Below are 21,703 nucleotides of genomic sequence, written 5' to 3' on the forward strand. Positions count from 1 at the left end.
TGAACGGCAGCCGGCGCTACGCGAAGACGACCGTCCGGCTGCCGTTCAGCAGCACCCGGTGTTCGCTGTGCCACTTCACGGCCCGCGCCAGCGCCTGGCACTCCACGTCCCGGCCGATCGCCACGAGCTGGTCGGGCGTGACGTCGTGCCCGACCCGCTCGACCTCCTGCTCGATGATCGGGCCCTCGTCGAGATCGGCGGTCACGTAGTGGGCGGTGGCCCCGATGAGCTTCACCCCGCGGGCGTGCGCCTGGTGGTAGGGCTTGGCGCCCTTGAAGCTCGGGAGGAAAGAGTGGTGGATGTTGATGATCCGGCCGGAGAGAGCCTTGCAGAGGTCGTCGGAGAGGACCTGCATATAGCGCGCCAGCACCACCAGCTCGACCCGCTCCGTGCGCACCAGCTCCAGCAGCTGCGCCTCGGCTTCCGCCTTGTTTTCGCGGTTGACCGGGATGTGGTGGAAGGGGATGTCGTACGAGCCGACCAGCTCGGCGAAGTCGGTGTGGTTGGAGACCACGGCCGCGATCTCGACCGGCAGCGCCCCGATCCGGGAGCGGAAAAGCAGGTCGTTGAGGCAGTGCCCGAACTTGGACACCATCAGGACGATCCGCATCTTCTCCTCGGCCCGGTGGATCTGCCAGTCCATGTGGAAGGAGTCGCCCACCGCCGAGAAGCTGGCCCGCAGCTTCTCCAGGCTCACCGAGGCGTCCGCGGCGAAGTGGACCCGCATGAAGAACAGCCCGGTGTCGCGGTCGCCGAACTGCTGGCTGTCCTCGATGTTGCAGCCGGTGATGAAGAGGTAGCTGGAGACGGCGTGCACGATCCCCTTTTTGTCCGGGCAGGACAGCGTGAGGACGTACTGGTCCGACAGGTCGTGGTTGCCGGGCTGCGTGGGCTGGGGCTCGCTCATGACCTCATAGGGTCGCACACCTGCGGGGAATGCTCAGGCCGGGGCGTCCGTGGCGCCGTTCATGATCGCCAGGACCTCCAGCGAGCGCGGCGGCCCATCGGGGTCCTCGCCGTCCGCCGTGGCCAGCCGGACATGTGCCTCGCGGGCCGCCCGTACGGCCTCCGGCCAGGCGTGATGCTGCACATACGCGGTGACCGGGGCGTCCGGCCCGACCTGGTGCATGATCCGCAGCACCTGCAGTACGGCGACATCGACCAGCTGCGCCTCCTGGGCGTCGCGGAAGATCGTGCCGACGTATTTGTCGGCGGACCAGTTGTCCAGCCAGGTGTCCTCGACGAGGCGGTAGACGGCGTCGGTGACGTCGCCGTACCCGGGGCGGCCGGCCAGCCAGGTCTCCTGCTGGAAGGCGGGGTCGGAGAGCATGTGCAGCGCGGAGCGCACATTGCTGCGCCAGCGCCACCACGGCATGTCGTTGAGTGGCATACCGCCCATGGTGGTCGAGCGGCGGCCGCGACGGGAAGACTTCTCCGAACCTTGCACAGTATTCGATCGTACGTTCCTCACGGATGATCTCCCGCAGCCCCCTGGAGTTCACCTCTGCGTCACTATCCGTTGCCCCGCCGTCACTCACGCGTTGAGGGCGAAACGGAAGGCTCATGCGACATGACCGGACGGCGACGCTCCTCCCCCCGCCCCTACTCCCATGCTCCCGCGGTCGCGATCGCCTCGGCGGTGGCATGTGCGGCGGTCATCGCGTCGCTGCTCTCGGGCTGCGGCTCCCTCCCCGGGGCCTCGGGGGACTCCGGGGAGAAGGAGCCGATCACGGTCATGACCTGGGCCCCCGAGGACACCAAGGCCACCAATATGCCGGGCATGCCGGCCATGGCGCAGGCGTACGCCCGGTGGGTCAACTCCCAGGGCGGCATCCGCGGCCACCACCTGAAGGTGCTCACCTGCAACGAGCACAACGACACGGTGGCCGCCGCGCAGTGCGCACAGCGCGCGGTGGACGAGGGCGCGGCCGCCGTCGTCGGCTCGTACAGCCAGTTCGGCCGGTCGTTCATGTCGCCGCTGGAGGTCAGCGGCATCCCCTTCATCGGCGGCTACGGCGCCTCCGACGAGGAGTTCGCCAGCCCGCTCTCGTATCCCGTCAACGGCGGCCAGGCATCGCTCCTCGCCGGAAACGGGCGGCAGTTGGCGGGCAACTGCAAGCGGGTCGCCCTGGTACGGCCGGACACCATCCAGGGCGACCAGATGCCGTCCCTGCTCAACTCCGGTCTGCGCGACGGTCATCGGAGCCCGGTCAAGGACATCAAGGCGCCCGAGGACGGCACCGACTACTCGTCCCAGGTGACCCGCGCCCTGGACGACGTGGGCGCGGATCCGGCGGTCTACGGCACGGCGAAGAACGGCGGCAAGGCGGCCGGCTCCTGTGTGACCACCTCGCTCGGCGATCACACGGACACGTTCTTCGACTCCTTCCGGCGACTCCAGGAAGACAGCCCGCGGGTGCATATCGGCTCGGTCCTCGGCAGCGTCGGACAGTCGCTGGTGAACCGTACGGGCGGCCGCGCGGGCCCGCTGGAAGGGGCCTATCTCACGGGCTGGTACCCCGTCGCGAGCGATTCGCACTGGCAGCCGATGCGCAAGGTCGTCAACGATTTCGCCTTCGACGACAACCGCATCGACCCCGCGGACCAGGGCGTCCAGACGACCTGGATCGCCTATACGGTCCTGCACGCGGTGATCGAGCAGCTCGACGACGCGGGTGTCGAGGACATCACACCGCATGCCATTCAAAAGACGCTGGACGACGGCGACCATGCCATCGACACCGGCGGTCTGACCCCGAAGCTGCGCTGGCGCGAGGACGATCTGCTCGCCGTCCAGAACTTCCCGCGCATCGTGAACGGGACGGTGACCTATCAGGTCGTACGGGACGGGCAGTTGGTCGCGGCGCAGGACGGCTTTGTCAATGTCACCAAGACGCTGGAGCGGCGGGATGCGGACGAGGCCGGCTGAGCGCACGCGGTGAGCGGGGGCCGGGCGGAGGTGATCCGCCCGGCCCCGTCGCCGTTCACAGCGCTTCGGGGCGGCGCTCCGTCAGGCCGTACTTCTTGGCGATCGGGTTCCAGATCTGCGCCGCCTGCTGCTTGGCCTTGGTCGCCTGGGTGCTGGCCGCACCGCCCTGCACGGTCTGCTTGGTGCCCCTGGCCCTGCCCTTGTGGCAGTCCTTCTTGCCGCCGACCTGACCGGCCCAGGCCGCGAAGTGGTTGTCGGCGGCGGCCGAGGACTGCCAGGCCTTGGTCAGCGCGGCGGTCAGCTGCGCGTTGTTCGGGATCTTGTCGACCGGCAGCTGCTTCAGCCGCGTCACCAGGTTGTTGCGCTGTCCGGCCGCGTCCCGCAGATCCTTGGCCGCGACGCCGAGCTTGTCGCAGGACTTGATGCTCTGGACGGCGTTGACCACGGAGGAACGGCTGTTGCCGCTGTCGGCGAGCAGCGCGTCCAGGCCCTTGGCCTGCGCCTCCGCCGGGTCGGCGGACGGCTTCGGCTGCGCCTTCTCCGTCGCCGTCTTGGTGGTGCCCGTACCCGCGTCCTTCTTCTTCGCCGTGTCGTCACCGCCGCCGCTGAGCATCCAGCCGACGCCGAGACCGGCGCCCGCCAGGGCGACCACGATGATGCCGATGATCGCGGCGGCGGGCAGCCCGCGGCGGCGCCCGCCCTCGTCGTCATACGGCTGGTCGTCATAAGGCTGCTGGTAGCCCTGCTGACCGTAACCCTGCTGCCCGTAGCCCTGGCCCTGCTGGCCGTACGGCGACGGGCCCGGGTCCTCGAAGCGCGGCAGCTGCGCGGTGGCATCCGGCGCCCCGGCAGGTCCCGGCGCGCCCGGCCCGTCGCGGAAAAGTCCGTCGAACTCGGCGGGGGTCGGACGGTCCCCGGGCGCACCGGGGCGGATCCCGAACGGCGCGCCGGGCGGCGGGCCCGGTACACCGCCGCCTACCGGGGAGATCAGCTGGGTGGCCTCGGAGTCGTTCGGCGGGGCGGCCCCGGGCATCGGCTGCGGTCGGCCGCCCTGGGCCTGGCCCTGCGACGGCTTGATCACCCGCAGCATCGTGGTGGACTCGCCGGGCGTCTCGGCGCGGCCGGCCGCCTCGGACGGCAGCGGCGCGGCACCGGGGGCGCCCGGCCGGTCGGCTATCGGGGATATCAGGGCGGTGGCGTCCGCGTCGCCCGTGGTCGGGGGCAGCGGGGCGCCGGCCTGGGGGGTCGCGCGCACCAGCTCGCCGGACCGCTCGGGCTGGGGCTGCGGGGGCTGCTGGCGGTACGGCTCCGGGTGGGGTGCCTGCGGCTGCTGGGCGTACGGCTCCGGTTGCGGCTGGGGCTGCGCCGGGGACTGCCCGCCGTACGGATCGGCCGGGGGCTGCGGGGCCTGATGGCCGTACGGGTCCGGCTGCGGCGCCTGCGGCTGCCCGCCGTACGCCTGCGGCTGACCGGCTCCGTACGACGGTCCCTCGGGCGGCAGCGCGGCGGCCGGGGGCTGCGGCGCGGGCGCCTGCTGCTGCGGCATCGACGGCGGCATGGGCGGCACCGGCGGCTGCCCCTGGGGCGGCGGCGGGTAGGCCTCGCCCTGCGGCGGGAGCGCCTGCTGCGGCACCGGGGGCTGGGCGGCCGGCTGGGGTGCGTAGCCCTGCCCGGGGGCCTGGGGGTAGCCCGGCGCCGGGGCGTGGGCCGGGGCCTGGCCGTACCCCTGCTGCTGGGCGGGCGGCTGGCCGGCCTGCTGGTCGGGTCCCCAGGGCTGGCCCCAGGGCTGACCGGCCGACGGTGCGGCCTGCTGGTCGGGCACCCACGGCTCACCGTTTGCGGGCAGCACAATGCCCTCTCGCGCGGGGCCGGCCGCAGAATTCTGCGGGTCGTGGCCCTGTCCGCTCTGCGTCACCGGGACTCCTACCATCGTGCAACCTACGGAACCGTCGGCTCACGCTACCGGGTCGCAGCAACGTTCGACCACGAGCCCTGGTCACCGCCCCGCCCGCCCCTCGGCCGCGCCGGGCGGGCCGGAAATCCGGCCCACTCCGCCGCCGCACGACCTGTGCCTCCGCTGCCTTCCGTACGCCTGCGGGCCGCGCCGCCGTTACGCCGCCGCGTCCCGCAGCTCCATCCGCGCGCTGAATTCCCGTACGACCGGTTCCTCCCGGTACGGCTCGAGGCGCAGCTGGAAGTCCTCCAGATACTCCACACCCCGGTCCGAGCGCAGTCCGCTGAGCAACTCCACGGCCTGGGTGCCCGTATGGCAGGCCTGCTCGATCTCGCGCTGCTGCACTTGCGCGCCGGCCAGCAGCACCAGCCCGATGGCGCGCCGCCGCGCCCGGCTCTCCGGATGCCCGTCCAGCGCCTCCTGTGCCCGCTGTGCGGCCGGTCCGGGCTGCCCCAAGTCCCGGTGGCAGTGAGCGAGTTCATCGGCCAGATACGCCTGGTCGAAGTGGCCGATCCAGGCCGGGTCGTCGCCCGCGTCGCTGACCGCCTCGGCGCGTTCCATCGCCGCGAGCGCCCGGCCGGCCACCGTCTGGAAGGCCCGCGCGTCGCCCATCAGGGCGTGCCCGCGCGCCTCCGCCGCGAAGAACATCGCCTCCGCCCGCGGCGTGACCTGCCCGCGCGCCCCCTCTTGCGCGGCGCGCGCGAGCTGGGCGATCTCCCGTGGATTGCCGAGCGAGGCGGCGAGATGGCTCATGCTCGCGGCCAGCACATAGCCGCCGTAGCCGCGGTCGCCCGCCGCCTGGGCCAGCCGCAGCGCCTGGATGTAGTAGCGCTGCGCGAGGCCCGGCTGCCCGGTGTCGACGGCCATATAGCCGCCCAGTTCCGTCAACCGCGCGACGGCCGCGAAGAGTTCCCGGCCCACGGACTCGCGGTACGAGCCGGCGAGCAGCCCCGAGACGACGCTGTTGAGGTAATGCACCACGACCGGCCGGACATGTCCCGCCCCGAAGCGGTGGTCGAGGTCGCTGAGCGCCGCGGTCGTGGCCCGTACCGCCTCGACGTCCGCCGCCCCGACCCGCGCCCCTGCATTCCGCGCCACCTGCGTGTCCGCACCGGTGATCAGCCAGTCGCGGCTCGGCTCCACCAGGGCCGAGGCGGCCACCGTGGAGCCGCTGAGGAAGTCGCGCCGCCCGACGTCGCTGCGCCACAGCTCACAGACCTGCTCGATCGCCCCGAGAACGGTCGGCGAGAACTGGAGCCCCACCCCCGACGCCAGATTCTTGCCGTCGGCCATCCCGATCTCGTCGATGGTGACCGTACGCCCCAGTTTCCGGCCCAGCGCCTCCGCGATGATGGCCGGGGCCCGGCCGCGCGGCTGCTGTCCGCGCAGCCATCGGGCCACCGAGGTCTTGTCGTACCGCAGGTCGAGTCCGTGCTCGGCACCGCACATATTGACGCGGCGGGCCAGCCCGGCGTTGGAGCAGGCGGCTTCCTGGATCAGCGCCTGCAGCCGTTCGTTGGGCTGCCGCGCGACGAGTGGCCTGGCGGCCATGCTGTACCCCCTGTTACTGCTGCGCGTTCACCGTCGAACGCCGTTCTCCGCGATCAATTCCCCACCCATATGCCGGATATCCGAGACATCCCGGATACGCGCGATACGACCCGAGAAACACCGGTCCAGTGGTACGGGCGCCGGCCGGTGCGGCCTGGTGTCAAGTGCGCGGCGCTGGTCCAGGAACTGGGACTGATCCAAGAAGGAGAACGGTGGCGCGCGGTGCCCGTGCTCGGATCGCGGCGCCGCCATGGCCCGGACTCTCCGGTGTGCACCGCGGGCTGCCACGCGGGCGGCCTCTCCGCCCGTCAGGCAGGTGGCTACCCGCTCCCCGGACCACACCCCCATACGCGCCCCCGCCCATGCATCCATGCGCCCCAGGTGCATGAACGATGCGCCGGGGGTGTCCCCCATTCGGCCGTAACCCTTGGTGACAAGCGAAGTTGTCCTCTGCGTGGAAGAGACCATCGGAGTCACAGGAGCCCCGCAGATCCCTCAGCAGCGCGGCGAGCGGCTGCTCGAGATCGCGGTGCGTTACGCGGAGGAGCGGCATTGGGATGTGTTCCCCGGCGCATGGCTGGAGCACGGCGGTGAGAGGCCGCGCTGCTCGTGCGACGCCGCCGACTGCGCCGCACCCGGCGCACACCCCACCGCGCCCGGCTGGGCCGGCCAGGCCAGCGGCAGCGCGACGGCCATCCGCCGGATGTGGACCAAGCACCCGCACGCCTCGATCCTGCTGCCGACCGGCCGCACCTTCGAGGCGCTCGACGTGCCCGAGACCGCGGGCTGCCTGGCGCTGGCCCGTATGGAGCGGATGGAGCTGCCACTCGGCCCGGTCACCCGTACCCCCGGCCGCCGGATGCTCTTCCTCGTACTGCCCGGCGCCTCGGCGAAGGTGCCGGATCTGGTACGCAAGCTGGGCTGGCCGCCGGCCGCGCTGGACCTGATCTGCCGCGGCGAGGGCGAGTACATCGCCGCGCCGCCGACCCGTATGGGACCCCATGGCTCGGTGCAGTGGGCGCGCCGCCCCACCGCCACCAACCGCTGGCTGCCGGACGCGGAGGAGCTGATCAGCCCGCTGGCCTACGCGTGCGGGCGGGAAGCGGCGGCGGTCCGAGGTCGCTGAGCGCGCGGCCCGATCCGGCCGTGTCGGTGGCCGCCCGTATCGTTGACGGCGTCGGACGGAGGCTCGACCGGGCCTCTGCGGGGACGTCGGAAGGCAGGACCGGTGGGCAACGAACCGGAACACATCGGATCGCGGGACAGCGATGAGCGGGCCGCCGGGCCGGCCGGGCCCCCCGGTGGTGCCGCGCCCGGCTCGCCGCCCGCCGTCCGGGTCCAGGGCCTGTGGAAGAAATTCGGCGAACAGGTCGCCGTCTCCGGCATCGACCTGACCCTCCCCGCGGGCCGCTTCATCGGCCTGGTCGGCCCCAACGGCGCGGGCAAGACCACCACCCTGTCCATGGTGACGGGGCTGCTGCGGCCCGATGCCGGGCAGGTCGAGATCGGCGGCCATGACGTCTGGGCCGACCCGGTGTCCGTCAAGTCCCGGATCGGCGTACTGCCCGAGGGACTGCGCCTCTTCGAGCGGCTGTCGGGCCGCGAACTCCTCGCCTACATAGGGCGGTTGCGCGGCCTTCCCGGCGACGAGGTCGACAAGCGGGCCGGTCAGCTGCTGGACGTCCTGGACCTCTCCGGCTCCCAGAACAAACTGGTCGTCGACTACTCCACCGGTATGCGCAAGAAGATCGGCCTGGCCGCCGCGCTGCTGCACAACCCCGAAATCCTCTTCCTGGACGAGCCCTTCGAGGGCGTCGACCCGGTGTCGGCCCAGACCATCCGCGGCGTCCTGGAGCGCTACACCGCCTCCGGTGCGACGGTCGTCTTCTCCAGCCATGTGATGGAGCTGGTGGAGTCGCTGTGCGACTGGGTCGCGGTGATGGCCGCCGGACGGATCCGCGCGCACGGCCCGCTCGCCGAGGTGCGCGGCGATGCGCCCTCCCTCCAGGACGCCTTCCTCGAACTCGTCGGCGCGAACGACCGCGGCGCGAGCCAGAATCTGGACTGGCTGGGCGGCGGCGCCCGATGACCACCGAATCCCCCACGGCACCGCCCCTGACCTCCGTCTTCGTACAGCTGAAGCTGTCGCTGCTGCGCAACGGCCTGCGCCAGTCGACGGGCCGCACCCTCGCCTATGTCGCCTCCGTCATCGTCGGTCTGCTCTGCGCGGCCGGAGTGGTCCTCGCCCTGATCGCGCTCCGCGGCAACCCGCACACCGGCGCCCTCGCCGTGCTCCTCACCGGCATCCTCACCCTCGGCTGGGCGGTGATGCCGCTGTTCTTCCCCACCGGCGACGAGACCCTGGACCCGACCCGGCTCGTCATGCTGCCGCTGCGGCCACGTCCGCTGATCGTCTCGCTTCTGGTGGCGTCGCTGATCGGCATCGGTCCGGTCTTCACGCTCGCCCTGGTGGTCGGCTCGGTGATCTCCGTCGCCCACGGAGCGGTCGCCGCGGTGGTCGGCGTACTGGCCGTCGTCCTGGTGGTGTTGGTGTGCGTGTCCCTGGCACGCGCGGTCGCCACGGCCTCGGTACGGCTGCTGACCAGCCGCCGCGGCCGCGATCTCGCCGTACTGGGCGGCCTGTTCATCGCGATCGGCTCGCAGGGCGTCAACATCGCCGCCCAGCAGCTGGGCCGCCCGGACGGCCTGTCCGTGCTGGAGCCGCTGGGCGACGTGCTGCGCTGGGTGCCGCCGGCCTCCGCGATCAGCGCGGTGGACGACGCGGGCCAGGGGGCCTACGGGCGCGCGGCGGCGGGCCTGGCCCTGACGGCGCTGGCCCTGGTCCTTCTCCTGTGGTGGTGGCAGCGCACGCTGACCACCCTGATGACCTCCCCCGATTCCTCCACCCTCCAGGCCGTCGAGAAGGACAGCGCGCGGGGGTCCGGTACCGGTGACCGCGGGCTCGCGCGCCTGTTGCCCGACGGCCGCACGGGCACGGTCATGCTCCGTACCCTGCGCTACGCCTGGCGCGACCCGAAGTCCAAGATGGCCTGGGCCATGGCGCTCGGCGTGGGCCTCCTGGTCCCGCTCGCGTCCTCCGTACAGGGCAACGGCAGCATCTACACCGCCTTCTCGGCGTCCGCGCTGCTCGGCCTGCAGATGTACAACCAGTTCGGCCAGGACACCTCGGCCTTCTGGATGGTCGCCTCGACCATCGCCACCCCCCGGGACGCGTACGAGGAGCTGCGGGCCCGCGCGTTGACGCTGGCCCTGGTGGCCGTCCCGTACGTCACCCTGGTCGTCGTCGGCGCCGCGGCCTTCATCGGCCCCTGGTCGGACTTCCTCGAGGTGTACGGACTCTCGCTGGCCATGCTGGGCGCCCTGCTGGCCACCGGCGCGCTGTCCTCGGCGGTCTTCCCGTACTCGATCCCCTCGGAAGGCAACAAGAACATCGCACCGGGGCAGGGTGCGATCGCCTGGTTCAGCCTCTTCGGCGGGCTGCTGGTGGGCGCCGTACTGTGCTCGCCGCTGCTCGGACTGACGATCTGGCTGCATGTGGCCGGGCTGCACGGCCTGTTGTGGGTACTGCTGCCGGTCGGCTCGGTCTACGGCATCGTCGTGGCGGAACTGGGGCTGCGGGTGGCGGCGCCCCGGGTGGCGGGGCGGCTGCCGGAGATCTTGGCGGCGGTCAGTAAGGGGTGAGGGCCGCGCGCTCCGGTCGGCGGGCCCGCGCGCGCCGGGCCCTCGCCGGCGACCGGGCTTTGCCGGGACGTTATCCACAGGGCTCGGCGGGCTGTTCGCCTCGGCGGTAGCGTCGTGGGAACGACCGGACGAGGGGTGGTGGGGGCGGTGCTGCGCGCCGGGATGGTGCTGGTGATGGGGTGGCTGGCGGTGCTGTGCGCCGCCGGGGTGGGGCAGGCTGCGCCCGCGGGTGGCGATGCCCCGCCCCGGACCGCGTATCTCACCGAGCGGCTGCGGGAGAATCCGGTCTATGTGACCGATCAGCTGCCGCGCTCGGTGCCTCGCTCCACGGCTCCCGAATTCGCCCAAGAGGCCCGGAAGCTGGGCGTCCCGACGTATGTCATCGTCCTGCCGAGCGATGTCGAGAGGGGCTCCGACGGGCTGCTTCCCGGCGTACACGACCGGTTGGGGCGTAAGGGGCTGTACATCTCGCTGGACGAAATGGGCCTGTCGGATGTGCAGACGTACGGCGTGAGCGTGCCCGGCGCCAAGGACGCGCGCTGGGCGACGATGTACGAGCTGCCGGATGACGCCACGCCCCGCGAGGCGTTCCGGCATTTCGTCGATGTTCTGAAGTCGGGCCAGGCGGCGCAGCGGGCCGAGGAAGCCCGGGAGGCATACGGCGGCGCCTATCCGGCGGACGAACCGGCGGAGTGGCACACCTCCCGGACCGACCGCGAGAACGAGAGCTTCGCCACCGGCGTCGCGATCACCGGCATCCCGCTCTTCGCCCTGCTGGTCACCGTCCATGTGCGGCGTCGCCTGAGGCTCCGTCCGGCCCCGACGGCGACGGCTTCGGTCCCCCCGTGGAGCGTCGGTGCGAAGGCCGGCGGCCCCCGCCCCCGGCTGCTCCCGTTCGCCGCGGGCGCCCTCGCCCTCTGCGGGGTGCTGGCGTTCACCGCCGCGCAGATCTTTGACGACACCACCAGCGGCGACGGCACGTTCCCGACGGCCGCCGATATGCGGGCGCGGGTCGACCGGGTTGCCGACGGACTGCGCCGCGACCCCCTCTACGTCGACCCCGAGAGCCCGTCGGTGCTGGACGCCGCCACCCGCGCCCATCTGCGGAAGCGGCTGGGCGCCTCGCGCATCCCCGTGGTGATCGCCGCCCTCCCCACCCCGATGGACGACGAATCCGGCGGCGACGCCCAGCTGCTGGCCAAGGCACTGCACGACCGGCTGCACCGGGATGCCCTGATCGTGCTGGCCGACCCGGCGGGCGGCGCCATCGAAACCGTCAACTTCGGTGCCCCGGTCGACGGCAGCTACCTCTTGGACCGCCCGCACGACCTCTCCTACAGCGACTCCGCCGACGACCTCGGCGCCCGCCTGGACAGACTGCTCGGCTACGTCGCCAAGAGCCCGAGGGCCGCCCCGGGCGATGAGCCGTACCTCCCCTCCCCGGCGCCCGACCCGAAGCAGGAACAGGCGCTGCCCGGCCTCTTCACCGGGGACTTCGCGCCCGGGCTGCTCATCGGCACCCTGCTCGCGGGGCTGCTCTTCGGGCTGGTGGCCGCGGTCGACGCGCTCGTCCGGCGGATACGGCGGCCGAGCGGCCATCGGGCGGACGCCCCCGCCATCCCCTCACCGCGCTGGCTGCGGGAGACCGCCGGCAAGGACCTCGACGCCCTCAGCGAGGTCGTGGACCCGGCCGCCGCGCTGTCCGGGGACGCCCGGCGCCGGGCGTGGGAGAGCCTGGACGCCGCCGTGATGCTGCTCGACGGCTACAGCACCGGCCGGATCGACGCCGATGCCGCCCCGGCCGACCTCGCCTGCGCGATCGTGCTGGCCCGCGCCGGGCTCGCCGCCGTCCGGGACCCGGATCCGACGCAGAACGTCTGCCATCGCAACCCGTTGCACGGCCCCGCCCTGCAGGTGCGGCCCGCGGGACGCGGGGGACGCGGGGGACGCGGGGGTCGCGGGGGACGCGGACTCCCGGTGTGCGCGGCATGCCTGGCGGCTCCGGGACCGGTGCTCCGGCTGCGCCCCTCGGCCTCCGACAGGGCCGGCTCCGAGGCCCCCTACCCCACCCTTCCCGGGCCGCTGGCCACGCTGGCCGACGGCGCCGGAACAGATCAACTCACCCGCGAAATACGGGAGCACTACGGTGTCCACTGACCCCCGCCGCCCGGTGCGGACCGCCCTCGCGCTCGCCGCGTCGTCCGTCACGCTGCTCCTGTGCGCCGCAGGGCCGGGCGCGGCCGCCGAGAGCCCCGGGCAGAAGATCGCCAACGCCCTGAAGGCATCGCCCGTGTACGTCGATCCGTCGCTCGCCACCGCCGTCGACCCCGCCGAGCAGCGGAAGCTGGTCACGCAGATCCGGGGGACGCGGCTGCCGATCAAGGTGGTCCTGGTACCGCTGGTCGAGGGGGACAGCTGGGACGGCGATCCGCAGCAGCTCACCGAGGTGGTCCACGACCGGATGGGCGGCGGCCCGGCCATCCTGATCACGCTCGGGACGTTCCACGACGACATCGCCGCCGGCGAATGGCCGGGCGATGCCCACCAGGCGCAGAACGCCGCCGCCGCGGTCTCCTTCCAGGACGATATGGAGGACGCCGGCGTGCCCCGGCGGATCGCCCGCGCCATCGACATCATCAAGGCAGGGGACGGCGACGCGGAGTACAAGAAGGCCACCGCCGAAGGCCCCGGCGCCCGCGCCGACCGGCCCGCCTCGTCGGGTTCCCCGCTGCCGCGGATCCTGGCCCTGGCCATCGGGCCGGTGCTGCTGCTCGCGGCCGCTGGGCTGCTGCTGCGCCGCCGTTCGCGGCTGCGCGGCGAGCTCGCCACACCGTTCGCGCTGCCCCGCTCCGTCTTCGCCGCCGCCCACAGCGCCGACGAGACCGGGCTCCGGGAGCGCGCCGCCGAAGAAGTCGTACGGCTCGGCGAGGAGGCCCGCGCCGCCCAGGGCGACCCGTCCGCCATCGAGCGGGCCCTGGATGCCTACGCCGCGGCGGGCACGGTCCTGGACCACCACCGCGGAGTCCCGGACCTGGCGGGCGTGTTCGCGCTGATCGCCGAGGGCCGCGCGGCCCTCTCCGGGACCCCCGCCTCGCTTCCCCTGTGCTTCTTCCACCCCTTGCACGGCCCCGCCGCCCGCCGCATACCCTGGCGCCCGCTCGGCCGCCGCGAGCAGCTGCGGGTGGCCGCGTGCGAGACCTGCACACGGGCGGTACGCGCCCGCCGTGCCCCGGAGGTCCTCACCGACCGGCGGGAGGGCCGCCCGGTCCCGTACTTCGAGGTCCCGGCCGAGGACAGCCTCTGGGCGGCCACCGGCTACGGCTCGCTGCTCAGCGGTGACTCCCTCGCCGCCCGCGTCCAACGAGGCGAATTCACCCGCACGTTGACGTAGCGGCTACGGCGCCGGGGGCGCGGCCTGCGCGGTCTCACACCGCCGGCAGGCCGTACACCTCGTCGCCATGGGTGACCAGCAGCCGCCGGCCCGAGGCGACGACATGCCACTGCTCCATGTTCCCGGTGTTGTCGTTGTAGTGCCAACGGGCGTTGCCGGTCTTCGGGTCGAGGGCGAAGATGCCGCCTTCGTCGTCGTACGACGCGCCGTAGAGGGTGTTGCCGACGAGGACGAACTCCGTGGGCGCCCGGCGCGCGCCGGGCTCCTCGCACAGCCACAGCTTCTTGCCGTGTACCGGCTCCACGGCCCATACGCCGCCGCTGTGGTCCGCGGCGTAGAGCACACCGCCGACGACCATGGGCCGGTAGAAGCTGCGGCGCCCCTCGGAGGACAGTGACCAGTCGGCCTTGCCGGTGTCGAGGTGCACCGAGCGCAGCCGGTCGCCGCCCAGGAAGATCCGCTTGGCGTGCACGGCCGGTTGCCAGGCGATGTCGTCGCCGATCTTGCGCGTCCACAGCTGGCGGCCGGTCGCCGTATCGCGCACCGTGACATTGCGGCGGCTGTCGGTGTAGACGAGGCGGCCGTCGGCCGCGGTGCCTTCCAGGTCGTAGTCCTTGGTGCCCTTGTCCCGTGGCTTCTGCCATTCCGGCTTGCCGGTACGGATATTGATGGCGGCGATGGCCGTGAGGTCGATCCGGGTGTCTTCGGTGAGCACCGAGGCGATGACGTAGAGGCGTTCCTCGTCGGCGGCGAGGATGTGCTCGACCTTCAGGTTGCCGCCCAGCCTGCTGCGCCAGACCTCCTTGCCGGTTTCCGGGGCGAGGCCGATGACGTCGCCGTCGTACTCCGTGCTGACGAGGAACAGCTTGCCGGTCGTGAGGATCAGCGGGGCGCCCGGGGACGCGATCCCCTTGCGGGTCCACTTCGGCTTGCCGGTGACGGCATGCCGGGCGACCAGCGGGTCGCCGCTGGCCAGCAGCAGGCCGTTGTGCTCCAGCAGCGGCGGGTCGCTGCTGATGCTGTCGGTCTGCGCGGTGCGGTGCCACAGGACCTGCGGGGCGGTGCCGGGGGGCGGCGTACGGAACTTCTCCTGGTCCGCGCCGCCGGGCACCTTCCCGTCGCCGCCCGCGCCGCCCGCCCCGCCGGCGTGGCCCCTGCCGTGCCCCTTGTCCTTGCCCCCGAACGCCCAGAGCCCGGCCCCGCCGGCGGCCGCGACCCCGGCCGCGGCGCCCGCCGCCAGCCCGAAGAAGCGACGGCGCGAGGGGGCCGCGGCGGGAGAGGCGGCGGTGGCGCCGGGGGTGTCGGCCACGGTGGCACCCGCGCCGCCGGCCGGCGCGGCCCCTGCCTGGGGCGCACCGGAAAGCACATACGTAGGTGCGGTACCGAATCCGCCGTGTGCGGCGCCCGGAGCCGGAGTGGGCGCAGCCGGTGTGCCGGGCGCCGCGACGGTGGGGGTCCCGTGCTCCGGTGTCTCCAGGTCCAGGATGCGCGACGCGTGGGTGGCGATGGTCGAAGCGACCGCCCCCGGAAGCCAGTTGGCGAACACCGCGCCCGTCCCCTGCGGCGCCAGCGTTTCCAGCACCTGCTGGGGCGTGGGCCGCTGCGCCGGTTCCCGGTGGAGGCAGGCCGCGATCAGACCGTGCAGCCGCTCGGGGACACCGGTCAGGTCCGGCTCGCCGTGGACGACCTGGTAGAGGACGGCGGCCGGGGTCGTGTCCCCGTAGGCCGTATGGCCGGTGGCGGCATAGGCGAGAACGGCGCCGAGCGCGAAGATGTCGCCGGCCGTGCCGACCTGCTGCCCGAGCGCCTGCTCCGGCGGGATGTAGCCGGGCGAGCCGACGACCACTCCGGTCTGGGTCATCCGGTCGCCGTCGACGGCGCGTGCGATGCCGAAGTCGATCACCCGCGGGCCGTCGGCGGCGAGCAGCACATTGGACGGCTTGAGGTCGCGGTGCACCAGGCCGACGGAGTGGATCTCGGTGAGCGCCGCGGCCAGCCCCGCGCCGAGGGCGCGCACGCTGTGTTCGGGCAGCGCCCCGTGCCCGTCGACCACTTCGGTCAGCGAGGGGCCGAGGACGAAGGCGGTGGCGAGCCAGGGCAGCGCGGCTTCCGTATCGGCGTCGACGACCGGTGCCGTATAGCGGCCGGACACCGCCCGCGCGATCTCGACCTCCTGCCGGAACCGCCCCCGGAACCCGGGGTCCTGCGCCAGATCCGGGCGTACGACCTTGACCGCGACCGTGCGCCCGCCGGTCGACCGCGCCAGGTACACCCGGCCCATGCCGCCGGCGCCGATGCGGCCCAACAGACGGTACGACCCGAGGGTTTGCGGATCGTCCGGAAGCAGCGGGTCCATCTCGGTCTCCCCCATCGAGCGAACGTGGCACGACGCGCCGCACACACTGCGCGGAATGCGGGCCGCCAGGCCGGGACAGTGCATCGTAACGTCGCGTCCCCGGCCGCCCCTTGCCGAGGTCCGGAAGGGCCCGAGCGCTTCCTGACGGAATTAATTGCCAGGAGAGCAATGCCGCTGAATTCATACGCAATGGGGTGCGGGAGTTGGCGGAACACCACAACCGTTCGCGGCGAATTACCGCGAATCCCCTCCGTGTGCCGCCGCGGGATCCCGAACGACCGCTTCGGCAAAGCCGAAAGGGCGCTTATGCTCCGCTCACAGCCGTTCGCGGGTACACGGGGGATTGGCCAACTGTGTGGCGTGACGGGGGAATCTGCGAGGAGACACGTTTTGCTGCACACGAAGACTGCCTGGCTGCGCGCCGCCGCGCCCGTTGCCGTACTGGCCCTGGCCCTGACCGGCTGCGGCGGCAAGAAGGACGCATCCGGCGCCAAGGACGGCGCAAAGGACGACAAGGCGAGCAGCGGCTCCCAGGCCACGACGGAGAAGAACGCGGGAGACTCCGCGGCAGACGGTGAACTGAAGCCCGGACAGGGCGGAACCCGGCAGTTCAAGGAAGAGTCCGGGAAAGTCAATATCACCTACGAGATCACCGCACAGAAGATCCACGTGGGCACCGAGGCCGAGACCAAGAAACTGGTTTCGGACCCCAAGGACGCCAAGGGTCTTGTTGCCGCGACCGCTTTCGTGAAGTACACGAACAAGGGCGGCGGAGTGGTGAAGGGCCTGCCCAACGTGGACAACAACTCCGAGATCTATGCGGACGGCCGTCGCGGCGGTCTGCTCATCGGCGCCGCCGAGGACCTGCCCGGCTGCGAGGACCCGGTCGACATCGACAGCTGGAAGTCGGGCCAGAGCCATGTCATCTGCCAGACCTACATGATCCCCAAGGGCGCGAAGTCCGTGGAGGTCCACTGGGCGGAAGAGGACAGCAAGAACCCGCTCATCTGGAAGTTCGCGAACGCCGGCTGACCGGCCCGGAACCGGCCGAGCCCCGTATCCGCCGGAGCACCGCACCCGACGGAGCGCCGCACCTGACGGCTCCTCAGCTCCGCGCGCCACGGCCCCTGGGAGCGCCGTGGCGCGCGGCGCGCGGGGCTCAGCCGGGTGCCGTGGTCGTACGGAGGAACGGTTCGATGGCGTGGCACCAGGCGTCGGGCTGCTCCCAGGGGAGCAGATGCCCCGCGTCGGGGATCTCGGCGTACTCGCCGCGCGGGAGCACCCGGACCATTTCCTGGGCCTCGGCGCGGCCCAGCTCGGCGTCCAGGCCGCGGACGACCAGGGCCGGACACTGCACCTGCACCAGCTCCTCCCAGTGCGCGTCAAACACCCATGTCTCGCGCGCCCGGAGCATCTGGCGGCGCGAGAAGACCGGCCGCCAGCCGTCGGCCCGCTCCGCCATCACCTCGGCGAAGAACTCACCGCGGACCGGCTTGGGCCGCTCCAGCGTCGGATCGTCCTCGCCGAACCACTTACGGACGTCGGCGAGCGTCGCGAACGGCACCGGCCAGGAACGGAACCACTCCGTCCATTCGCGCTGCGAGGCCGCGCCCAGCGCCGAGGCCCGCATATCGCAGATGACCAGCGCGCTCACCAGATCCGGCCGCCGGGCCGCCACCTGCCACGCCGTCAGGGCCCCCATGGCATGGCCGATGAGAGCGACCGGGGCCAGCCCGAGCTGCTCGATGGCGGCGATGGCGTCATCGACATAAGCCTCGCGGTCGTACGGCCCGTCGCCGGGTTTCTCGCTGCGGCCGTGGCCACGCTGATCCAGCCCGACCGGGCGATGTCGCGCGCTCAGCCGGCGCGCGGTGTCCGCCCAGTGCGCCGCGCGTCCCATCAGGCCGTGGAGCATCAGCACGCTCGGGCCGCGCGCGGCCCCGCCCGCCCCGCCGCCGCTCTTGGGCGGGTCGGTGAACTCCCAGGCCGCGAGCCGTACGCCGCCGGCCCCTGTCACATCGATGCGCCGCACCATGTGCCCCGGCACCCCCAATCGTCCTTGGCCTGCCCCACACCCACACTATCGAACCTCTATTCGAACGCGCCGTTCTCGCGGCCAATACCCCTCGTTCGAGTGACCTCGCCCAAGGATTGACCGCGCCCGGCACGGGGAGACATCTGCCGGGAGGCGGGCCCTACCGGGAAGGGGGCCCGAAGGGAAAGACCCTGGGAGCTCGGGGCTCCGGGTCTTGTAGGGGGGACATGGGGAGGCAGGGCCCTGGCTGCTCGCAGCGCCGGGGCCCTGACCGTCCCACGGCACGGCCATCAGAGGCACCCGAGTCCCCTCCCCACCCCGGAGAGCCGACACCCCACACCTGCGCAATACGCCTCGTGCCGACATATGCCATTGCGTCAGCGCCAGCGTGGCACGACACCGGCCGAATCGCACGGGTTCCCACAAGTTCGTTCAATGCACAAACAGTTGACGAGCCCGCTGAGCGGCGCATCGGCGCAGCTCAGCGGGCTCGCGGGGAAAAACAGAAGAACGCTGCAAAAAGAAGCGGGGACAGGCGGAAGAGCCGGCAAGGGCTTCAGCCCAGACCGCCCGGCTCAGCGCTTGGCGACAAAGACATGCGAGGCGATATCGGCCTGCAGCTCGGCCGCCTCGCCGCTGCTGCCGACCAGCACACCGGCCGGCGACTCCGTCACGCTCACCACGGCGCCCGGCTGCACACCGGCCCGCCGCAGGGTGTACATCAGCTGTGCGTCGGCCTGAATCGGCTCACCGATACGGCGTACGACGACCGTCTTGCCGTCCGCCCCGGGGTCCAGATCCATCAGACTCACCATGCCGGCGTCCAGGAACGGGTCGGCCTCGGACTTCTCGCCGAGCTCCTCAAGACCCGGGATGGGGTTGCCATACGGCGATTCCGTCGGGTGCCGCAGCAGCTCGAGGACGCGGCGCTCGACCGCCTCGCTCATCACATGCTCCCAGCGGCACGCCTCGGCGTGCACCTGCTCCCACTCCAGCCCGATGACGTCGACGAGCAGGCACTCGGCGAGGCGGTGCTTGCGCATCACCCGCGTCGCCAGCCGCCGGCCCTCTTCCGTCAGCTCCAGATGACGGTCGCCGGCGACCGTCAGCAGGCCGTCTCGCTCCATGCGCGCCACCGTCTGGCTGACCGTCGGGCCGCTCTGTTCGAGCCGCTCCGCGATGCGGGCGCGCATGGGGACCACACCTTCCTCTTCCAGCTCGAGGACGGTGCGGAGATACATCTCCGTGGTGTCGATCAGTCCGGACATGCGTGCCCCTCGATGTGTCGTGCGGTGGCCCTGAACTCAATTCTGACGCATCCCACCGACAACGGTGCCTCCTCGTCCGTACACCGGACCCCGCGCACCGAGTTGCGCCGTATTGACAGGGCACTGGTCCAGACCGCAACGTGATCCGCGCCACGACTGATCCCCCGCTGCTACGCAACTGTTCCGACGCTTGTACGAGACCCGACGAGAGGGCCCGCGGCGATGCCTGAGAGCGACCAGAGTGACCAACTGGCCGGGAAGTACTTCGACGCCGCGATCGATCTGCTGCGGCGCGTACGGGACGAGACGGGCGGCCGGATCACCGCCGCCGGACAGCTGATCGCCGACACCGTCGAGGCCGGCGGCCGGGTGTTCTCCTTCGGCGCCGGGCACTCCTCGCTCCCCGCCCAGGACACCGTCTACCGGGCGGGCGGCCTGGCGGTCATGAACCTGCTGTCCGTCCCCGGGGTCGTCGGCGTGGACGTACGGCCCGCGACGCTCGGCAGCGCCCTGGAGCGCGTCGACGGGCTCGCCGCGGCCGTCCTGGACACCAGCCCGCTGCAGGCGGGCGATGTGCTGGTGATCATCTCGCTCTCCGGGCGCAATGCGCTGCCCGTGGAGATGGCGATGAACGCACGGGCGCTCGGCATCAAGGTCATCGGCGTGACATCGGTGGCGTACACGAAGGAGACCAGGTCCCGGCACACCTCGGGCACCTACCTCAAGGACCACTGCGACATCGTTCTGGACAGCGCGATCGCGGTCGGCGACGCCGAGCTGACCCTGCCGGGCATCGACGCGCCGTTCGCCCCCGCCTCCACGGTCGTCACCAGCGCGATCATGCAGGCCATGGTGGCGACGGCCGCGGGCACGCTCGCCGAGCGGGGTATCGACCCGCCGCTGCTGCGCTCGGGGAACGTCGACGGCGGCCACGACTGGAATGCCCGGGTGATGAACGAGTACGCGGACCGGATCTTCTACCGGCAGTAAGCGGCAATGAGCGGGGGCCGCGGCCTCAGCCGCCCGCCCCCGCGAGGTCCAGCGCCGCCGCGATCCGGCCCGCGACCTCCTCCGCGTAGTCCGCGTCCGCGCGGTCGAAGGGGCGGCGCGAGGGCACCCGCAAGAACGTGGCGACGCCCAGCGTGCGGCCGCGGCTGCGCAGCACCACACACAGACCGTGGACCGTGCCGTCCGGCCATTTCCGCGCTGCCGCCCAGCCCTCGGCCGCCTCCGGGCCCGCGCTGGTGCGCACCGACCCGCGCCGCTCGTACGCCTGCGCCGCCGGATGCCCCGGCGGGTACGCCACCGGGAAACCGGCCGCCGGAAACACCTCGGCGGGCCCCGGCGCCCCGGCCGGGGAGGCCAGCGCCCGCACCAGCCGCGGCGCCCGCCCCCGCCCGGCCCTGGCGGCGGCACCCATGGCCACGTCCCACTGCGCGTCCACGTCCTCCTCGTCCACCGCGCCGTACGGCGCCGGTACGGGGGCCTGGGCGAGGTCCACCAGGCCGTGATCGGCAAACCCGGCCAGGGCGAAGTCCAGATGGACGGCGGCGGCCTCGGACGGGTCCGGGCACTCCGCGGCCGCGCGGCCCGCGCGGTGCAGCTGATGGGCGCGAAAGCGCAGCAGGGAGTTGTCCTGGTCGGCCCGCTTGGCATCCGTCACGTCCTGGAACAGCCAGGCGACGCCGAGCGGCACCGGCTCCTCCGCCAGCGGCGAGGCCAGCCGGACGAAGCCGCTGCGCCAGCACCGGCGCGGATGGTCGGCCTCCTCGGAGCGCAGCGTCACCCACAGCTCGGCCACGGCCGGCGGCGCGCCCTCGGCGAGTACGTGCTGCAGCGCACCCTCCAGCTCCTCCACGCCCTGCGTCAGCAGATCGCCCAGCGGGCAGCCCAGCCGGGCCGTCCGCCCGACGCCCAGGGCGCGGGCGGCGTGCGCGTTCAGGACGGCGAGCCGCAGGTCGGCGTCCACCAGGACCACGCCCCAGGACCCGTCGTCGAACAAGGCCTCGCTGAGCGCGATGGACCGCTCCAGGTCGAGCTGGGCGTGCACCTCGCTGAAGGCGCAGTACACCCCGCCGGGCCGGCCACCGGGGCCGAGGACCGCCGAGACCTGGGTACGGACGAGGACGCGCCGGCCGTCCTTGGTCAGCAGGGCGAATTCCTGCACCTGGCGGCCCGGGGAGCGCATCGCGGCCGCGAGCACCGCCTGGATCTCCTCGGCGTCCTCGGTGCGGGCCGCCCAGCCCGCCAGGCCTCTGCGGCCGATCGCCTCGGCCGCCGTCCAGCCCAGGATGCGCTCGGCCTCGCCGTTCCAGTGGGTGACCGTGCCGTCGGCACCGAAGGCGGCGAGGGCGGCATCCATACCGTCCAGGAGCGCGGCGAGCAGGGCGGAGTCGCCGGGTCTTGCGGTGTCGCCGGTCCCGTCGGCGGAGCGGCGGGCGGCGGCCGGTGAGCCGGCCGAGGCAGATGACGACGCAGAGGAAGCGGACGAGGCAGACGAAGCCGACGAAGCAGTCA

16 protein-coding genes are annotated in these 21,703 nt (G+C 72.6%); 8 read left to right on the top strand and 8 right to left on the bottom strand.

Going from position 1 to position 21,703, the window contains the following annotated elements; translation table 11 throughout:
- Positions 1–16: 16 nt before the first annotated feature.
- Complete coding sequence (gene purU / locus ACZ4S3_RS27360; RefSeq protein WP_467938619.1) at positions 17–907, bottom strand: formyltetrahydrofolate deformylase; 891 nt, start codon at positions 905–907, stop codon at positions 17–19.
- Positions 908–940: 33 nt separating this feature from the next.
- Positions 941–1,399 (bottom strand): SCO4402 family protein, encoded by a 459-nt coding sequence (locus tag ACZ4S3_RS27365; RefSeq protein ID WP_467939015.1) that lies wholly within the window; start codon positions 1,397–1,399, stop codon positions 941–943.
- A 171-nt stretch (positions 1,400–1,570) separates the two neighbouring features.
- Here ACZ4S3_RS27365 and ACZ4S3_RS27370 point away from each other — a divergent pair, with 171 nt between their 5' ends.
- Positions 1,571–2,929: an ABC transporter substrate-binding protein gene (locus tag ACZ4S3_RS27370; protein ID WP_467938621.1), complete on the top strand. Its 1,359-nt coding sequence runs from the start codon at positions 1,571–1,573 to the stop codon at positions 2,927–2,929.
- A gap of 55 nt (positions 2,930–2,984) precedes the next feature.
- Here ACZ4S3_RS27370 and ACZ4S3_RS27375 read toward each other — a convergent pair whose 3' ends face one another.
- Both ACZ4S3_RS27375 and ACZ4S3_RS27380 read right to left on the bottom strand, forming a co-directional pair.
- A complete protein-coding gene (locus ACZ4S3_RS27375; protein ID WP_467938623.1) occupies positions 2,985–4,844 on the bottom strand; it encodes a hypothetical protein in 1,860 nt (619 codons plus the stop codon).
- Between the two features lie 195 nt (positions 4,845–5,039).
- Complete coding sequence (locus tag ACZ4S3_RS27380; protein ID WP_467938625.1) at positions 5,040–6,434, bottom strand: transcriptional regulator; 1,395 nt, start codon at positions 6,432–6,434, stop codon at positions 5,040–5,042.
- A gap of 454 nt (positions 6,435–6,888) precedes the next feature.
- On the opposite strand from ACZ4S3_RS27380, the gene ACZ4S3_RS27385 reads away from it, so the two are divergent.
- The 5 genes from ACZ4S3_RS27385 to ACZ4S3_RS27405 all read left to right on the top strand — a co-directional run bounded on the left by ACZ4S3_RS27385 (position 6,889) and on the right by ACZ4S3_RS27405 (position 13,527).
- A complete protein-coding gene (locus ACZ4S3_RS27385) occupies positions 6,889–7,560 on the top strand; it encodes a bifunctional DNA primase/polymerase (protein WP_467938627.1) in 672 nt (223 codons plus the stop codon).
- A gap of 102 nt (positions 7,561–7,662) precedes the next feature.
- Positions 7,663–8,523 (top strand): ABC transporter ATP-binding protein, encoded by an 861-nt coding sequence (locus ACZ4S3_RS27390; protein WP_467938629.1) that lies wholly within the window; start codon positions 7,663–7,665, stop codon positions 8,521–8,523.
- Positions 8,520–10,136 (top strand): transporter, encoded by a 1,617-nt coding sequence (locus ACZ4S3_RS27395; protein WP_467938631.1) that lies wholly within the window; start codon positions 8,520–8,522, stop codon positions 10,134–10,136. The genes ACZ4S3_RS27390 and ACZ4S3_RS27395 overlap by 4 nt, the downstream gene beginning before the upstream one ends.
- 114 nt (positions 10,137–10,250) lie before the next feature.
- Positions 10,251–12,293, top strand: a complete 2,043-nt coding sequence (locus ACZ4S3_RS27400) for a hypothetical protein (protein ID WP_467938633.1) — start codon at positions 10,251–10,253, stop codon at positions 12,291–12,293.
- Positions 12,283–13,527: a hypothetical protein gene (locus ACZ4S3_RS27405; protein WP_467938635.1), complete on the top strand. Its 1,245-nt coding sequence runs from the start codon at positions 12,283–12,285 to the stop codon at positions 13,525–13,527. Before ACZ4S3_RS27400 ends, ACZ4S3_RS27405 begins: the two co-directional genes overlap by 11 nt.
- Positions 13,528–13,561: 34 nt before the next feature.
- Here the strand turns inward: ACZ4S3_RS27405 and ACZ4S3_RS27410 are convergent, their stop codons facing one another.
- Positions 13,562–15,898 carry a serine/threonine-protein kinase gene (locus tag ACZ4S3_RS27410; RefSeq protein ID WP_467938637.1) on the bottom strand — a complete coding sequence of 779 codons (2,337 nt, stop codon included), beginning with the start codon at positions 15,896–15,898 and terminating at the stop codon, positions 13,562–13,564.
- A 375-nt stretch (positions 15,899–16,273) separates the two neighbouring features.
- Here ACZ4S3_RS27410 and ACZ4S3_RS27415 point away from each other — a divergent pair, with 375 nt between their 5' ends.
- Positions 16,274–16,915 carry a hypothetical protein gene (locus tag ACZ4S3_RS27415; RefSeq protein ID WP_467938639.1) on the top strand — a complete coding sequence of 214 codons (642 nt, stop codon included), beginning with the start codon at positions 16,274–16,276 and terminating at the stop codon, positions 16,913–16,915.
- Between the two features lie 127 nt (positions 16,916–17,042).
- Here ACZ4S3_RS27415 and ACZ4S3_RS27420 read toward each other — a convergent pair whose 3' ends face one another.
- Positions 17,043–17,918, bottom strand: a complete 876-nt coding sequence (locus tag ACZ4S3_RS27420; protein ID WP_467938641.1) for an alpha/beta fold hydrolase — start codon at positions 17,916–17,918, stop codon at positions 17,043–17,045.
- A 575-nt stretch (positions 17,919–18,493) separates the two neighbouring features.
- Positions 18,494–19,186: a metal-dependent transcriptional regulator gene (locus ACZ4S3_RS27425; RefSeq protein ID WP_467938643.1), complete on the bottom strand. Its 693-nt coding sequence runs from the start codon at positions 19,184–19,186 to the stop codon at positions 18,494–18,496.
- 222 nt (positions 19,187–19,408) lie between these two features.
- Here ACZ4S3_RS27425 and ACZ4S3_RS27430 point away from each other — a divergent pair, with 222 nt between their 5' ends.
- Entirely contained in the window at positions 19,409–20,176 is a 768-nt protein-coding gene (locus ACZ4S3_RS27430; protein ID WP_467938645.1) for an SIS domain-containing protein, read from the top strand.
- A 25-nt stretch (positions 20,177–20,201) separates the two neighbouring features.
- Here ACZ4S3_RS27430 and ACZ4S3_RS27435 read toward each other — a convergent pair whose 3' ends face one another.
- The gene (locus tag ACZ4S3_RS27435) at positions 20,202–21,548 is read right to left on the bottom strand and encodes a PAS domain-containing protein (RefSeq protein ID WP_467939017.1); all 1,347 of its coding nucleotides are present in this window, start codon (positions 21,546–21,548) and stop codon (positions 20,202–20,204) included.
- Positions 21,549–21,703: the final 155 nt, after the last annotated feature.

The sequence above is a fragment of the Streptomyces sp. NPDC028368 genome, from assembly GCF_055565615.1.

What these genes read in the sequence shown, in the direction of transcription:
- purU (WP_467938619.1), bottom strand. Translation starts at nt 907, where the DNA reads ATGAGCGAGCCCCAGCCCACGCAGCCCGGCAACCACGACCTGTCGGAC.
- ACZ4S3_RS27365 (WP_467939015.1), bottom strand. Translation starts at nt 1,399, where the DNA reads ATGGGCGGTATGCCACTCAACGACATGCCGTGGTGGCGCTGGCGCAGC.
- ACZ4S3_RS27370 (WP_467938621.1), top strand. Translation starts at nt 1,571, where the DNA reads ATGACCGGACGGCGACGCTCCTCCCCCCGCCCCTACTCCCATGCTCCC.
- ACZ4S3_RS27380 (WP_467938625.1), bottom strand. Translation starts at nt 6,434, where the DNA reads ATGGCCGCCAGGCCACTCGTCGCGCGGCAGCCCAACGAACGGCTGCAG.
- ACZ4S3_RS27395 (WP_467938631.1), top strand. Translation starts at nt 8,520, where the DNA reads ATGACCACCGAATCCCCCACGGCACCGCCCCTGACCTCCGTCTTCGTA.
- ACZ4S3_RS27410 (WP_467938637.1), bottom strand. Translation starts at nt 15,898, where the DNA reads ATGGGGGAGACCGAGATGGACCCGCTGCTTCCGGACGATCCGCAAACC.
- ACZ4S3_RS27420 (WP_467938641.1), bottom strand. Translation starts at nt 17,918, where the DNA reads ATGGTGCGGCGCATCGATGTGACAGGGGCCGGCGGCGTACGGCTCGCG.
- ACZ4S3_RS27425 (WP_467938643.1), bottom strand. Translation starts at nt 19,186, where the DNA reads ATGTCCGGACTGATCGACACCACGGAGATGTATCTCCGCACCGTCCTC.
- ACZ4S3_RS27430 (WP_467938645.1), top strand. Translation starts at nt 19,409, where the DNA reads ATGCCTGAGAGCGACCAGAGTGACCAACTGGCCGGGAAGTACTTCGAC.
- ACZ4S3_RS27435 (WP_467939017.1), bottom strand. Translation starts at nt 21,548, where the DNA reads ATGGATGCCGCCCTCGCCGCCTTCGGTGCCGACGGCACGGTCACCCAC.